This is a genomic window from Nostoc punctiforme PCC 73102 (assembly GCF_000020025.1).
GTDB lineage: Bacteria > Cyanobacteriota > Cyanobacteriia > Cyanobacteriales > Nostocaceae > Nostoc > Nostoc punctiforme.
Genome location: NC_010628.1, coordinates 4,618,771 through 4,634,672, shown reverse-complemented (window position 1 = coordinate 4,634,672; position 15,902 = coordinate 4,618,771). Strand labels below are relative to the sequence as shown.

Below are 15,902 nucleotides of genomic sequence, written 5' to 3'. Positions count from 1 at the left end.
AGCGGGGAGGCAGGAGGAGAATAACAAATGACAAATGACAAATGACTATTTAATTTATGAATCAAGATTTTACACAACAGTGGTTGACAGAAATCCAGGAACTCAGAGAGCAGATGGCGGCACTTCAGAGCGATCGCGATACAGCTTGGGAAAGTGCCCAAAAATGGCGGCAGCTTTACAATACAGAAGCAGAACAACGCCGCACAGATGCCCAACTGTCCCAACAGGCGATCGCATCACTCAAGGCAGACTTGCATAAACTCCGGGGTCTTGAGGTCGAGACACTGGCTGCTGGGACACCACTAACAGCGATTCAACAAGAAATAGAACAACTAAAATCTGTGGAGGAGTTACAAACTAAACTCATCGCCGTAATCAAAGAACGCGATCGCCTCTTGCAAGCTTTGAAAACTGAGCAGGATAATCATGGCCAAACCCGCAATAGCCTTACTACTGCTTTGGGTGATGCTATTGATAGCTTGACACAGGAACGAGCTAGAGGAGAAAAAGAAAGTCAATGACCCGCCTAAACTTGGGTGATTTCGAATTTTTACAGCAGTTTTCAGGTATTTAGACCACGACTGAGACGGGGAAAGGGAAGAGACGCGATAAATTGCCGTCTTTACAATAATCAGTCCTTTGTAGAGACGGCGATTTATCGCGTCTTTGTGATTTTCATAAAAAAAACCTTAACCGAACCGTATTGAGAGTGGTGTAGGTAACGCTATCCTTGTCTCGGCTGAATGCCAGATACAATTAATGTTTCTATCGACTTGCTATCCAGGGGTTGGGAGAAAAAATATCCCTGTGCGTATTTGCATTTCATGGCTCTAAGTTGTGACAGTTGCTCTACCGTTTCTATGCCCTCTGCTATCACATCTATATTTAGACTCTCGGCTAGGGTGATAATCGCCTGAACAATCTCCAAGTTTTCTCCATTAGCACCAATCTTAGTAATAAAAGAACGATCGATCTTCAAGGCATGACTTGGAAAGCGGTGCAGGTAACTCAACGATGAATAGCCTATGCCAAAATCATCTAAGTGTAATTGGATATTCATCTGTTGTAGTTGCAAGAGCATAAAAGTTGCTGACTGAATATTTTCCATCAGTACGCTTTCAGTAATCTCCAACTTTAAATTACTGGCTTCCAGGGCAGTCTCTTGCATAATTTGGTTAATTTGCTCAATCAGATCGGGTTGTAAAAACTGTTTAGTGGAAAGATTTACACTGATTGTCAAGGGTGGATCGGTCGGAAATTGGATTTGCCAAGCACGCATCTGCCGACAAGCCTCCCCCAATACCCAATAACCAAGAGGGATAATCAACCCAGTTTCTTCTGCTATTGGAATAAAGCTTTCTGGAGGAACTAATCCGTGCTGTGGATGTTGCCAGCGAACGAGAGCCTCGAAGCCAATAATTTTACAAGTTTCTAATAAAACAATTGGCTGGTAGTAAACCTGAAACTCCTGGCGTTCAACTGCCCGTCGTAGATCCATCTCTAACTCTAATAGCTTCGTTATTTGGGTGTACATGGTTGAGTCAAATATCTCATGGCGTGCCTTACCCAATGCTTTAGCGCGATACATTGCAATGTCAGCATCGCGCAGGATCTGCTCTGGTAGGTTGTAACTACCCTTGCTCACGACGATGCCAATGCTGACGGTGGTAAATACTTCATATCCGCTGAGTGTGAACGCAGATGTCAGAGCTTCGTGTATCCGCTCCACTACGCCTATTGCGTCATTGATGTTGTTGATATCATCAAGCAGAATTGTAAACTCATCTCCCCCAAGCCGGGCAACTGTGTCTCCAGCACGCACACAGTTTTCCAGTCTGCGAGCAAGGGCAGTTAGTAGTTGATCGCCAATCATGTGACCGAGACTGTCGTTGACAACTTTGAAGCGATCTAAATCTAGAAACAGAACAGCGAATGTATAGTCTGCACGTCGTTTTGCCAACATCAGCGCCCGTTCTAGCCGTTCCATAAACAAGGCGCGGTTTGGCAGACTGGTTAGTATATCGTGAAAGGCATCATGAATTAATTGTGCTTCCGCAAGTTTTAGAGCAGTAATATTGCGAGAAATACTCAAGACAAAGTATACTGACTCATCGCTAGCCAATTCAGGCACAAGACGGGTATGGTAATGTCTTGTTTGGGCAGCGATCGCTAAAGTACATTCAAACTCGGTTTCTTGCTTGGTTTGGAAAACTTGCCCAAGCTTGCGATCACACATCCGGCAAAATTCTTCCGGTAGATTTAATTCTGCGTTTGTTTTACCGATAAATGTTTCGGCTGATATCCCTGTAACCTTTTCAATAGCTGGATTAACGTAAACATAGCGCAATTGAGTGTTAAATCTGGAAATAATATCAGGTGCATTTTCAACTAGTGCTTTGAATTCTTGCTGGCGACGCGCTAGTGCCGCCAATATCTGCTTGCGCTCGGTGATATCCTGAAAAACAAGAACTGCACCCGTGATGTTACCGTTGTCATCTTTAATCGCTGCAATACTATCATCAATAGGGATTTCTGCACCGTTTTTAGTAATAAGTATAGTCTGTTCTGGTAGACCGACAGTAATGCCCGACTGAAGGACTTGCGTTATCGGACTTTCAATTATTATCCGAGTTTCTTCATGAGCAATATTGAATACTTCTGTTGCTTCTTTACCAAACGCGTCTGAATAATTCCAGCCCGTCAGTTCCTCTGCAATAGGATTCATAAAAGTCACAGTTCCAGATGCGTCGCTAGTAATCACAGCATCCCCAATACTTTTAAGTACAGTAGTCAGCCATTGTTCATTCTGTTTTATTTTTTTTTCCGTCCGATGTTTGGAAAGAGTAATTTCAATAGTAAACTTTAATTCTTTTTCTTTGAAAGGCTTAAGAATGTAGCCAAACGGCTCTGTTACCTTTGCTCGAGCCAAGGTTGATTCATCTGCATTAGCAGTAAGATATATTATTGGAACATTAAAAATATTATGAATTATCTGAGCAGCCTCAACACCGTCCATCTTTCCTTTGAGATGAATATCCATTAGAACTAAATCTAGAGAATCATCTGCTGCTTTCTTAATTGCTTCTTCTCCAGAATCGGCAAGACCCAGAACAGTGTATCCAAATTTACTTAGCCGACTTTGTATATCCATTGCCACGATGATTTCATCTTCAACAACTAATATATTTACTGGGTTCATGATTTTATTTATCTTATGAAATTAGATATTTTTAATTGGAAATATAATTTTACACTTCACTCCGTTATAGCTGATAAAATCGATATTGCCTTGTAGCTGATGTGTTAGACCTTTTACTAATCGCAGTCCTAACGATTCTGTAGCTTGAAAGTCAAAATCTTGGGCAAAACCGACACCATTATCACTGACAGCAAGTGTAAATAAATTTGCCTCTATGGAGCAAAAGCCAATACAAATTTCTCCCGTTTCTCTTTGGGGAAAAGCATATTTTAGGGAATTTGAAATAAGTTCATTGATAATCAACCCGCAAGGAATAGCTGCATCAATAGCTAGAAAAACCTCCTCAACGTTCATTTTTAAAGTAATAGCGCTGGCATTAACGTTATATGAATAAAATAAATTAGTTACCAAATCTTGGATATATTCAGCAAAATTAATCTTTGCCAAGTCTTGAGATTGATATAGTTTCTCGTGGATCAGAGCCATTGTTTCAATCCGGTTCTGGCTATCTTTGAATACCTCAAGGACTTGATTGTCCTTGAGATACTCTGCTTGCAGGTTGAGCAGACTAGAAATAATCTGCAAATTATTTTTTACCCGGTGATGAATTTCTTTCAATAGCACCTCTTTTTCTTGAAGCGATGCTTTAATCTGCTCCTCTGCTTGTTTACGTTCCAATCTCACCTGGGCCTCACGCAACTCGCGAGCAACAGCAGGGATAAGTCTTGCTAGATTACCTTTGATGATGTAATCATGGGCACCAGCTTTCATAGCGGCTACTGCGGTATCTTCACCAATCGTGCCTGAGACGATAATGAATGGCAGATCAAGTCCACTTTCCTTAACCTGCTTTAATGCAGCAGGAGCGCTAAAGGTGGGCATGGAATAATCACAGATGACAATATCCCATATTTGCTCTGCGATCGCAGCTTTCATGGCTGTGGGTGTATCAACCCTTTCAAAGGCTACTTCATAGTCACCACGTTGCAGTTCACGTAGCAACAAAAAAGCGTCGTCTTCTGAATCCTCAACAAGTAATACGCGCAGTGGTATACCCATGTAATTCGTAATTCGTAATTCGTAATTCAGAAAGTCAGCTTTGTATATTTTGGAGGCAGGAGGCTTAGTTGGAACCCAATACTTCCCACTTTGTGCATTTTTAACTCGGAATTGGGTTTGGGGAAAAGGTTAAAGGTTTTTTCTTTCCCTTTCCCCTTTCCCATTTAACCGAGAAGTATTGCCCCCTGCCTTCTTTAGTAAGCTATACCCTTGGTGGTGATTCGTTTAAGACAAACCAGTACAACCCTAGTTGTCGCACTGCTTCACTGAATTGGGAAAAGTCTACTGGTTTCCGAACATAGCTGTTGGCACCTAAGCTGTAACCATTGATTAAGTCTTGCTCTTCCTTGGACGAAGTGAGAATGACGACGGGAAGAATTTTTGTCCTTTCGTCGGCTCGTAGATGTCGCAAAACTTCCAAACCATCCATTTTAGGCAACTTCAAATCCAACAGGATGAGATTCGGCATAACGCTCATGTCGCGGTCAGCGTACACACCTTTACCAAAGAGATAATCTAGGGCTTGTACCCCATCGCGTGCTACCACTACCTCGTTCATAATGTTGTTTTTCTTCAGTGCCCGTAAGGTTAACGCTTCATCGTCAGGATTGTCTTCTACTAGTAGAATCATGTGGTATATCTTCCTATAGTTAAAGGGTGAAGTAAAATGTTGCGCCTTGTTCTACTGCGCTTTCAGCCCAGACACGGCCACCATGACGGTGAACAATCCTTTGCACAGTAGCTAATCCGATGCCAGTGCCTTCAAACTCAGTCATGGCGTGCAGGCGCTGAAAAGCACCGAAGAGTTTCTCAACATAGGCCATATCGAAGCCTGTGCCATCATCACGGACAAAATACACATAGGTGTCATCTTGCTGTAAAAGCCCAAATTCTATTCGGGCTTTTTGATGTTTTCCTGTAAACTTCCACGCATTACCCAGCAGGTTTTCTAGGACTATCCGTAACAGATGAGCATCACCTTTAGTAACCAATCCCGGCGCGATCGCAAACTCTACTTGGCGTTCTGGTTGGGTTTTGTGCAACTCTGTAGCGATCGCCTCCACCAGTGCGCTCAGATCAACCTTTTCGCAACGCATCTCACTGCGCGTCAATCGTGACAGATTCAATAAATCGTCAATCAGTTGTGCCATTCGCTGGGTGGCTGCACGCACTCGCTGGAGGTAGTTTTGGCCTAGTGTGTCTAGCTTATCAGCGTAATCTTCTAGTAGTGCTTGACTAAAACCATCGATACTCCGCAAGGGGGCCCGCAGGTCGTGAGATACAGAATAACTAAATGCTTCCATCTCTTTATTAGTGGCTTCGAGTTGTGCCGTGCGTTCTGCAACTCGCTGCTCAAGCTGGACATTCAGCCGCAGAATCTCCGACTCTGCCTTTTTGCGCTCATTAATTTCAGTTTGCAATTCTTCGTTAGTGTTTCTCAGTTCGGCAGTCCGTTTGTTAACCTCTATTTCTAATTCAGCGCGAGCTTTTTGCAGAGAATTTTCCATCCGCTTGCGTTTGACGAGTTCCTGATTGGTAATCGTGGCTGCTAAACCGACGATGACAGAAGCGATAATGCTGCCAAAAATAGTCAGTACAGTTGTTTGATGAGCGCTGGCGTTCGCCTCCATTGACCTCTGTTTCAACAACTCATTTTCTTCGTTCTCCATAGCTGTAGTGAGCATTCGGATGTCCTCCATAATCTGCTGACCCCGATCTGTCTGAACTATTTGCAGTGCGGACTCTAAATCTTTGCTCCTTGCATTAATCGCCTGTTCAATCAAAACCAGTTTTTTGGTAATCAAGGGTTCAAGGCGATCGAGCCGCCGTTGCTGATTGGGGTTATCCGCAGTCAATTGGCGCAGAGCCTTAAGTTGCTGAACAATCTCGCCAGTTGCTATGCGATAGGGTTCGAGATACCGTTTTTTGCCCGTGAGAAGATAGCCCCGTTGTCCAGTTTCTGCATCCTTAATCTGTGACATTATTTCTTTTGTCTTTTCAAGTACCTCGCGTGTATGTGTTACCCATTGAGCATTTTCTTTATACTGAAGCAAACTCAGATACGAAACTACGCCGATACCAGTCATAATTGCTACTGCTATTACAAAACTGCCCGTATTCTTTTTGTAAATAGCCCATTTCATTTTTTACCTTCCTAATTGAAAAAGTAGCTGTTGACTAAAGTAGTAAAAACAGTAAGCCAGCTCTTTAAACGGATAACAGTCGCTATATATTGGCATTAGAGCATCACCCTTCGTGCCCCAGTGAAAGCGCCTATATTTTCGTTCCAGCAAACAATATCCATGAAAAAATTGGCTTGCTGAATAAGAAGTATGAAAATGATTTTGTTTAATATCAAAACCCATATAGAGATACGATATATCGCGTCTCTACCTTTTGATTCATACTTCTTATTCAGCAATGCCAAAAGTTTTTCACGGTACTACTCATCATAGTCGTGCTAACTGATACCAAATTTTTTAACTTTTAGAGTAGAGCAAACTAGCTCTAATAAAGGATATCTATATTAGTGAATTATTGTGAGCGTATATTTTCTGACTCATAAGAAGGCAAATAAGAAATTTTATTCAAATATTCAGTATATTTCCCCAGCTAGATTCAATAGATTTTCGCTTGCATCAGCCAGGCAAATGTGATATAAAACCCCAGTAATTACACTTAAAAATTTTTGATTGTATTAGCTTGATATTGACTTGACTTATAAGATACGTAGATTAGATAGAGACATAAAGCAATGTAGGGAAATAGGGGCTTGCCATACCCCTACGACAAATCTATCTGTATGTATCAGAGTTTTCGTGAATTAGTATTACGCCTCGGAATTGCTGAAATAAGGTAAAAATAATAGGGCATGGGGAATTACCTCATGTAACTAACTCAAGGCAAGGTGAAGTACTCATGCTCAGGCGCTTAATTGTGATTGTTACTGCCGCTATACTCTTTAGCAACTCCTTAACGCTGGCACAGACTAAAAAGCCCAAACCACCGGATGAATTTCCTCCTAGTCCTCTAGAAATCACCCCACCCGACCCACTGCTACCACGTTTGCCGAAGGATAAACAGCCGTTAACTCTCCAAGAACAGCAAAATTTAGAACCAGCACTAGATGCTTTAAACCAAGAAGCAACAGCGAAACTGCAAGCAGGGGATCGGGTGGCGGCGTTTGAAATTTGGAACCGGGAACTTCGCTTGCGGCGCTTTTTAGGTTCATTAGCAGAGGTGCAAGCACTATCACGAGTCGGGGCGATCGCTTGGAAGCAAAATGATGGGGAAGAAGTACAATATATTGTGCAGCGATTGCAAGCAATTCAAAAGCAGGCGCAATCTCAGAAAACAACTGCCCAAGTCGATCTGCAATTATGGCGATCGCTAGCCCAAGCTTACCAAAATGTGCGATCGATTAAACTAGCTGTAGAAGCTTACGACCAAGTTTTGCTAGTGGTGCGGCAGCAAAAAGATACGGCAGCAGTAGTAGAAATGCTTAAGACAATTGGGGAATTGCATTTAACTTGGTTTGATTATACCAAAGCCGCCCCAGTCTACGAAGAATTATTGAGTTTAGCTACTTCTGAAGGCCAACGTGTAAATGAGGTAACATATCTGCAACGGCTGGCTTACATTTATGAGCAGACACAACAACCGCAGCAGTCATTGAATATACTTAATAAGTTAGTAGTAATTTACACTACTGAAAATAATCTTACAGAAATCCCAGAATTAAAGCTAGCGATCGCTGCAAATTACGAATCTCTAGCCAAGAAAGATCCTAACTTACTGCTAGAAGCTTTTCAAAATTATCAAGAAGCTTATACCACTGCTTGGCAATTACGCGAGTATGTTCGTGCTGGCGACGCTTTGCAGAAGTTAATTGCACTGTACAGTTCTCAAGGACAAATAGACGAGGCTTTGCAGGCTAGCCAAATCCTTGTACAGATACAGACGCAATCTGCCAACTTTTACGGGATAATGCAAGCTTATGACCAAATTGGGCAATTGTATCTAGAACAGAAAGATTTTCCTCAAGCATTAACAGCTTTTAAAAAAGGGTTGGAAATAGCACAACAACTAAAACATGAAGAAGCATACTTTACTAAGCAAATTGAAAAAATATCATCTAATCGATAATACCTATTAATTGATTATTCAACTTAGATGCTTTTCAGCTTAATACATCTTCATATATTTCGGCGATCGCACACCGAAAATCAACGCTAGCTAAATGCACTTCTTGTTCTTGTTCATAAGGATAAAGTACCCACTGTCCTTGGTCATTGCGGCGGAAGCATTCGACACTCATTCGATCTGGTGAAATTAGCACATACTCTTGTAGTGATTCTAAATGTCGATAACTAGCGAATTTCTTTCCCCTATCAAAGCCTTCTGTTGACTCAGAAAGTACTTCGATAATTAAACAAGGATAGGATTTGAAATATTCAGACTCTCTATCTCGTGTATCACAAGTCACCATGACATCAGGATAGAAATAGCGATTTATCACATCAATCTGTGCTTTCATATCTGCCATGTAGACACGGCATCCACTACCCCGCAGATGGTTTCGCAGCAGTATAAACACATTTCCTACTACGGTGACATGAGCATCACTTGCCCCTGCCATTGCGTAGACTTGCCCATCAATATACTCGTGTTTGATGTCACTTACTTTCTCGCCTTCTAGATATTCTTGTGGAGAGATATAGTACTCACTTTGGCTGATGACCATTTTAGTACCTTAGTAGTTTTATCAAACAGTTTAACAGATGCAACAAATCTAATGAGCGACAGCATTACCACTTGGCTTCACCTTTTTGAAGAATAAAACGGCAAGTCCACTGAGTAATAATGCAATGCCAATAAAGTAGAAACAATCGTTAAAAGCCATTACATAAGCTTCCCGGCGGACTATATTAGATATGGATGCGATCGCTTGATTTTGTGCGGTACTCAAATCTGCTCCTTTGCTGACAAAATACTGTGTCATTTGGTCAATTCGCTGTTGAGTTTCTGGGTTATATAAAGATATTCCATCACCCAATCTATTTGAGTGAAATTGCTCTCTGTTAGTTAATAAAGTTGCTAAAGATGCAATTCCTATAGAACCGCCCATATTCCGCATCATATTAAATAAACCACTTGCTGAACCTGCTTCTTTTGGACTCAATCCAGCAGTAGCGATAGAAGTTAGCGGTACCATAATTAGGGGTTGTCCCATTGCACGCACAAATTGCGACCAGCGTAACTGATCTAATCCAGTTTGATTAGTCATTCCAGAGTTCATAAATGCACTGATGGAAAACAACGTTACGCCAACAGCTACCATTAACCGTACATCAATGCGTTGCATCAATTTAGGGATGAGTGGAATAATAAAAAGTTGAGGAATACCAGCCCAAATTAATACTTCACCAATTTGTAGCGCATTGTATTTTTGAATTTGGGCAAGATACAACGGTAGAATATAAATTGAACCATACAATCCCACCCCCAGGGACACATTAACAATACTGGCTAAACCAAAGTTCCGCCTAAACACAAGTCGTAAATTAATAAATGGTTGCTTACGAGTTAATTCTATAAAGAAAAATATCGCCAGAAAAATTACTGCGATCGCACTTAAGCGTACAATCAGCGCTGAACTAAACCAATCTTTGCGGCTACCTTCTTCTAGAACAACTTGTAGGGAGCCTAACCCAATAGCCATTGCAATAATTCCCCACCAATCACCTTGTTTCAGTAAATTAATTTGGGGTTTTTCTTGTTTAATTCCGTACCAAACTCCAGCTAGCATTAATGCGCCTGGAATTACATTTATATAAAAGTTGTATTCCCAACCAAAATTTTCTGTTAACCAACCTCCTAATGTTGGGCCAATTGATGGTGCAAACACTGCACTAAAGCCAAAAGCAGCCAGCCCAACTGATTGCTTAGATTGGGGTAAAGTCGTTAATACAACTGTCATAGCGGTAGGAATTAAGACTCCTCCACTAAAACCTTGTAAGGCGCGAAATAAAATCATGGAATTGAGATTCCACGACCAAGCACAGCATATAGAAAAGAAAATAAATAGTGCAGTATTCACTAACAGATAACGTTGCAGAGAAAACACCCGTGATAACCATCCTGTTAAAGGAATTACCACAATCTCTGCTACTAAATAAGCGGTAGAAATCCAAGAGCCTTCTTCTAAAGTTGCTCCTAAACTTGCTTGAATATCTTGCAGTGAAGCATTAGTTATTTGAATATCTAATACCGCCATAAATGCCCCAAGCATACTGGCTAATACACCAATCCAGGTTCTTAGCGGTACACGTTCTGGTGGTGCTTGCTGATGAATTACACATGTATTAGCCATAGTGTTGTTCCAGTTTTAAGGTTAAGCAACAAAATTGTTATTAAATTTTATACCATCTCTTTGCTGTTTTTATCCTAAGCTCTCTTACTCATTACAATGCCCTTCTGCTCATAAATTGGACGCATAATCTGCCTTAAGGCAGGCAATTGTCTGCTAAAAATTATAGAACCTAAAATACAAGCTATACCATCAATTATTAAAGTATTAGGTGCGCCAATACGACTGGCTAATACACCTCCTAGCAAGTTGCCCACGGGAATCATCCCCAAAAATGACATTGTGTATAAGCTCATCAATCGCCCACGTTTGTCATCTTCAACAATTGTTTGTAAAAATGTGTTGCTAGCAGCAATCTGGAGAATTGTACCTAAGCCAACAAATAACATTGTAAATAAAGAAAGTGGTAAATATCGAGATAAAGAAAAGGCAATTAGAGCAACTCCTAAAATTGCTGGAGCTAAAGCAATCAATTTACCAATTCCTAAGATTGTTTGGCGCGTAGCTAGATAAATCCCACCAGTTAAAGCTCCAACTCCAGATGCCGCCATCAAAAACCCCAAACTCTCTGCACCACCTTTGAGTACTTGTTCTGCAATAACTGGTACGAGAATTGTGTTTTGCAGTCCCATGAAACTGACTAAAGTTGATAGCAACAAAATCGAGCGAATGGGCGGAAAGCTAAAGGCATATACAAATCCCTCTTTGACTTTTTGTAAGGGATTGCCGTCAGTCACCACATTTTTCCAAGGCTTAACTTTCATTGCCAATAAAGCGGCGAGTACAGCAATGTAGCTTAAACCGTCTATTAAAAAACAATAGCCAGTTCCAACTCTAGCAATTAGTAAACCTCCGATCGCAGGGCCAATTAATCTAGCACCGTTGATCATGGTAGAGTTAATGGCGATCGCATTGGCTAAATCTTCTCTGCGTTCAACTAACTCTGGTACAAATGCTTGGCGGGCTGGCGCATCTAAGGCGTTAATAAATCCTTGACACAAGCTCAAGGCGATGATGTGCCATACCTGAATTACACCAGTCAGCGCCAACACTGCTAATGTTAAGGATTGAATCATCGCCAAGACTTGCGTACCAATTAAGGTACGATATCGAGAAAAGCGGTCTACAAATACTCCACCAAAGGGAGCTAGAAAAAAGCTCGGAATTTGACTTGAAAATCCCACAACTCCTAGCATTAATGGTGAATTTGTCAAGTTATAAACTAGCCAAATCGTCGCAAGTTGCGTCATCCATGTCCCAACTAGGGAAACACCTTGTCCGGCAAAAAACAGTTGGTAATTTTTTGACCTTAAAGCAGGTAGTAATGGTTTTTTCATGTCAAGTTTGTTTTATACCAATCTGCTCTCACAAATATCATTTCACCTCATCTTTATACGCCTCTCTCTAGATGTAGGAGAATGTCACAACAAGAAAGAGGTTTGCAGGCAACTTGGTATTACTTGACTTCCACAGCTACTTCCGCAGACATCCCCGGAGTAATCCGCGATTCGTATCCTTGAATGCTCTTTTGGTCAAAAACTACTTTGACTGGGATGCGTTGGACAACTTTGGTAAAGTTACCTGTAGCGTTATCTGGTGGCAATAAGGCAAACTGAGCGCCGGAAGCTGGCGAAAGACTTTCAACACGACCAACAAAGGTATGATGAGGGAAAGCATCTAGCTTGATTTCTGCCATCTCTCCTGGGCGCATCTTTTCTAATTGGGTTTCCTTGAAGTTCGCAATTACCCAATACTCGTTATCCACGATCGCCATTAATGGTGTTCCTACTGCAACTCGGTTGCCAACTTCCACGTTTTTTCTACCGACTCGTCCGGCACTAGGGGCGGTAACATTGGCGTAGGATAGTTGCAGTTGCGCGTCTTTGAGCGATGCTTCCGATTGCGCGATCGCAGCTTTTGCCGCTTCGTATTGACTACGTTTTACTGTTGTATCTTGTCCGCCTGCGGTAGCTTGTTGCAATCCTCCCTTGGATGCTGCCAATTTAGCTTGGGCGTTGGTGACATTTTCTTGCGCCTGTGCTAGCTGAGACTGGGCTTTGGCAACACCAACTCTCGCAGAAGCTAACTTGGCTTGAGCTTGTTCTACTCCCTGAACAGCAGCGTTTCTTTGTGCCGTAGCCACATTAAAAGCGGCCTTGGCTGCGTCTAGCTGCTGACGAGCGATCGCACCGTTTTTATACAATTCGTTGTAGCGATTGTAATCTGCTTGGGCATTTTCCAAATTCGCATTTGCTTGCGCTACCTGGGCTTGGGCGGCGGGAATCCCTGCTTCGGCTAATCTGACTTCAGCTTGCGCGGCTGGTATCCCAGCTTGGGCTTCTTGTACTGCTGCTTGGGCTGTGGAAATTGCTGCTACCGCACCGCTAACATCTCCCTGTGCTTGAGTTGTCTTACCAGTGGTGGTTTGTGAAGTTAAAGCAATATTTGCTTGGGCTGCTTGGGCCTGTCCACGCGCATTTTCTAAGGCTGCTTGTGCTTGCTGTACCTTACTTTCATAGTCTCGTGGATCTAATTTCACTAACAACTGTCCCGGTTGCACCAATTGGTTATCATTCACAAGCACCTGACTTACAGTTCCGGGAATTCGGCTACTAACTTGGTGAATATTTCCCGCAACAGTGGCGTTGTCTGTTTCCTGGTGGGTGGAGGCGTATTGCCAATAGTTATAACCAAAAGTACCTGCGACGATCGCACCCACACCTATTCCTGCCAAAATCAAACCAGTCGGTTTTTTCCGCTTCGGTGGAACTTCTTTCTCAATCTCAGGAGTTACAACAGGTGCTTCTGCGGTTACAGCTTTTAAAGCCTCTGAATTAGGAATCAATTCTTTTTCTATAACTATGGTTTTGTTTTGGTTGCGTCCGTTAAATGTATTGGTTTTCATGATTCTTAACTCGCTTGTTCGATGATTTGATTGATAGTCGTTTATTTAGAATGCGTAGTATTTCCTGAAAAAAATCTTATTTCCTTAGTATGCGTAATATTATCTCAAAACAAATCTTTACAACACTTCCCCCGGTCGGGTGATTATGGGATCATCTTTAGGAGAGGTTAGCGATCGCCCGATTCAAGATTTGGGAAAATAGTTCTCGATCAGCAAAAGAAATACCGTCCATTGCTTCATCCCTGACTGCGGCGGCGATTGGGGGTAAGATAGTTTCTAGTTCTTTACCTGCATCCGTTAGCCAGATCCGCCAGATGCGGCGATCGTGAGTGTCGCGTTCTCGACGCACCAAACCACGTTCTTCCATCCGATCTAGTACGCCTGTTAAAGTTCCTCCTACTTGTTTGAGTTTGTCTCCAATACTAGAAGTAGGTAAACCATCTTCTTGCCACAAACAGCACAACACCAACCAGTGAAATGGTGTAAGTCCAAAGGGTTCTAGCTTATCTGTAAACTTGCGACTGAGCAATTGTGAGACTAATTTGATTCTGTAGCCCAAATTGTATGGTGCCAGATTTTGCTGCCACGACTCTAAAGCTGGGGAATGATTAGATGTAGAAACCATTTAGCAAAATACTTAGTATGCGTACTATTGTCTATAGTATATAAATCAACATTTTTTAGCAATAGGTGCTTTGCATCTATCTTAGGGAAGAAATTGGATCAACTGGTACTCTTTGACAGTGCCGAGAATACGGTGAGGTCTAGATAATTTAGGGGATTGGTCACTATAGATCCAAGCATAGCTCAAAGCTGGTATTTGCGAAATAGAGGCTACTTGCTGGGCATGAATAGGAAGATAGAACTCAAATAATACTTCGGTTTTCTGGTCTATTTCCACATAGTAGGTAGGATGAGATTGGAGAGTTGAAGCGATCGCACTTTGTTGTAAAAAAGTTTTCAAAACATGGTTATAGTCACTTAACAGACCGATGCTACCAATCGTCGCCAAAGCTAGCCAACAGGGAATTAGCCAACCTGCAATCCAATAACGCGCTGTGAGAAACTTCTTGCCAAAGTGGTAACGACTAATCCACACTACAGGTAAAATTAACCAACCCAAGCCCATAGCCAAGCCAATAGTTGCATACTTGCGAAAATCAAAACTACCCCAACTAAAAATGCCAATACTCGCTATAACAAGTAAAAAACCTAACCCACCAAAGCCATAACTGAGATTCCGAGGAAGATTGTTTTTGGCAAAAAGGCTTAATATATTTATTTTATCTTTTTCAAGAGGTAATGGGGGGGTAATTCCTGCCTGGTAAATACTACCTAACCAGGTTAAACCCACAGATGCGAACAAAGCTATAAATGGATAAAGGCAAAGACTATAATGAGGGAGACGAGTGCTAAAAAGACTAAGCTCACAAAATAAGATAAGTGGAAAGCCAACTAATATTAACTGATAACGAGGAATAGGACGACGTAGAGTCAAAAATAAACCTAAAACTCCGAAAAAAGCCCAAGGAAACGCTTTTAAAAGAATATTCCATAAATAAAACAGCCGATCGTTTCTATAATTATTTTCAGAACCTAGCTGCATAACAAACTTGAGCAACTCTTCAAAACTCTGATTTCCGTAGTGCAGCCAGCTTAAATACAGCCAAAGACAGGTAGGGATTAAACCTACAAAAAAGCCTAAATACAAAAATGGGTTAGTAAGATGATGATGACGGCGATGTTCCCAAATTAAATAAGGGAATAAAGCGATGATTGGCAAAAAAATCATAAAGCTTCTGACTAAGAAGCCTAAACCTAAACTTAAACCAGCGATAAAACTCCAAAAATAGCGATATTTAGGATATGATTCTGTTTTTATTAAAGACAAAATAGCTAAAAGTACCAATAGAACCATCGGTATATCAGGTGTACTTAAGCGAGAGTATTGCAGCCAGAGAAATTCCACACTTAAAATTGCAGCAGCAAGCCAAGCTAATTTTTTGCCTAGCATAATTTTGCCGATTTCATACACAAGCCATAAGCTAAAAATACTAGCAATCATACTAGGAAGACGCGCACTAGTATCACTCATACCAAACAGCTTGTAGAAACTGGCAATTAACCAATAAGGGCCAGGGGTTTTATGATGTGCCGTTGTCCAAGGAGTTATCCAATTACCAGAATCAAACATCAGACGCGCACGTGAAGCGTAAAGCGCTTCATCATGTGCCATCAGGCTATTGTGCCCAGAAGTAAATAATAATAAGGGAAGTATCCAAAGTAACAAACTCAAATATGGTAATAATCCCACTAGGCGCGTTTGTCGCCAAATATGCCGCAAGATATGTAATTTATAAAACATTGAA

The 15,902-nt window shown here is 41.6% G+C and carries 12 protein-coding genes; 2 read left to right on the top strand and 10 right to left on the bottom strand.

What is annotated here, in order from left to right; translation table 11 throughout:
* Positions 1-56 precede the first annotated feature (56 nt).
* On the top strand, positions 57-521 hold the full coding sequence (locus tag NPUN_RS18590) for a hypothetical protein (RefSeq protein ID WP_012410040.1): 465 nt from the start codon (positions 57-59) through the stop codon (positions 519-521).
* Between the two features lie 203 nt (positions 522-724).
* Here the strand turns inward: NPUN_RS18590 and NPUN_RS18585 are convergent, their stop codons facing one another.
* The 4 genes from NPUN_RS18585 to NPUN_RS18570 all read right to left on the bottom strand — a co-directional run bounded on the left by NPUN_RS18585 (position 725) and on the right by NPUN_RS18570 (position 6,402).
* Positions 725-3,199 (bottom strand): two-component system response regulator, encoded by a 2,475-nt coding sequence (locus NPUN_RS18585; RefSeq protein WP_012410039.1) that lies wholly within the window; start codon positions 3,197-3,199, stop codon positions 725-727.
* A gap of 21 nt (positions 3,200-3,220) precedes the next feature.
* Complete coding sequence (locus NPUN_RS37800; RefSeq protein ID WP_012410038.1) at positions 3,221-4,258, bottom strand: sensor histidine kinase; 1,038 nt, start codon at positions 4,256-4,258, stop codon at positions 3,221-3,223.
* Between the two features lie 202 nt (positions 4,259-4,460).
* Complete coding sequence (locus NPUN_RS18575; RefSeq protein WP_012410037.1) at positions 4,461-4,889, bottom strand: response regulator; 429 nt, start codon at positions 4,887-4,889, stop codon at positions 4,461-4,463.
* A gap of 19 nt (positions 4,890-4,908) precedes the next feature.
* Positions 4,909-6,402, bottom strand: a complete 1,494-nt coding sequence (locus NPUN_RS18570; RefSeq protein WP_012410036.1) for a sensor histidine kinase — start codon at positions 6,400-6,402, stop codon at positions 4,909-4,911.
* Between the two features lie 775 nt (positions 6,403-7,177).
* Here NPUN_RS18570 and NPUN_RS18565 point away from each other — a divergent pair.
* Positions 7,178-8,404, top strand: coding sequence for a tetratricopeptide repeat protein (locus tag NPUN_RS18565; protein ID WP_012410035.1), 1,227 nt, complete (start codon positions 7,178-7,180; stop codon positions 8,402-8,404).
* Positions 8,405-8,438: 34 nt separating this feature from the next.
* Here NPUN_RS18565 and NPUN_RS18560 read toward each other — a convergent pair whose 3' ends face one another.
* The 6 genes from NPUN_RS18560 to NPUN_RS18535 all read right to left on the bottom strand — a co-directional run bounded on the left by NPUN_RS18560 (position 8,439) and on the right by NPUN_RS18535 (position 15,898).
* Positions 8,439-9,002 carry a Uma2 family endonuclease gene (locus NPUN_RS18560; RefSeq protein WP_012410034.1) on the bottom strand — a complete coding sequence of 188 codons (564 nt, stop codon included), beginning with the start codon at positions 9,000-9,002 and terminating at the stop codon, positions 8,439-8,441.
* A gap of 48 nt (positions 9,003-9,050) precedes the next feature.
* Positions 9,051-10,631 (bottom strand): DHA2 family efflux MFS transporter permease subunit, encoded by a 1,581-nt coding sequence (locus NPUN_RS18555; protein WP_012410033.1) that lies wholly within the window; start codon positions 10,629-10,631, stop codon positions 9,051-9,053.
* Positions 10,632-10,705: 74 nt separating this feature from the next.
* Positions 10,706-11,965, bottom strand: a complete 1,260-nt coding sequence (locus tag NPUN_RS18550) for an MFS transporter (RefSeq protein WP_012410032.1) — start codon at positions 11,963-11,965, stop codon at positions 10,706-10,708.
* Between the two features lie 119 nt (positions 11,966-12,084).
* Positions 12,085-13,533, bottom strand: a complete 1,449-nt coding sequence (locus tag NPUN_RS18545) for an HlyD family secretion protein (RefSeq protein WP_012410031.1) — start codon at positions 13,531-13,533, stop codon at positions 12,085-12,087.
* Positions 13,534-13,690: 157 nt separating this feature from the next.
* Entirely contained in the window at positions 13,691-14,158 is a 468-nt protein-coding gene (locus NPUN_RS18540) for a MarR family winged helix-turn-helix transcriptional regulator (RefSeq protein ID WP_012410030.1), read from the bottom strand.
* Between the two features lie 81 nt (positions 14,159-14,239).
* A complete protein-coding gene (locus NPUN_RS18535; RefSeq protein ID WP_012410029.1) occupies positions 14,240-15,898 on the bottom strand; it encodes an ArnT family glycosyltransferase in 1,659 nt (552 codons plus the stop codon).
* Positions 15,899-15,902 lie beyond the last annotated feature (4 nt).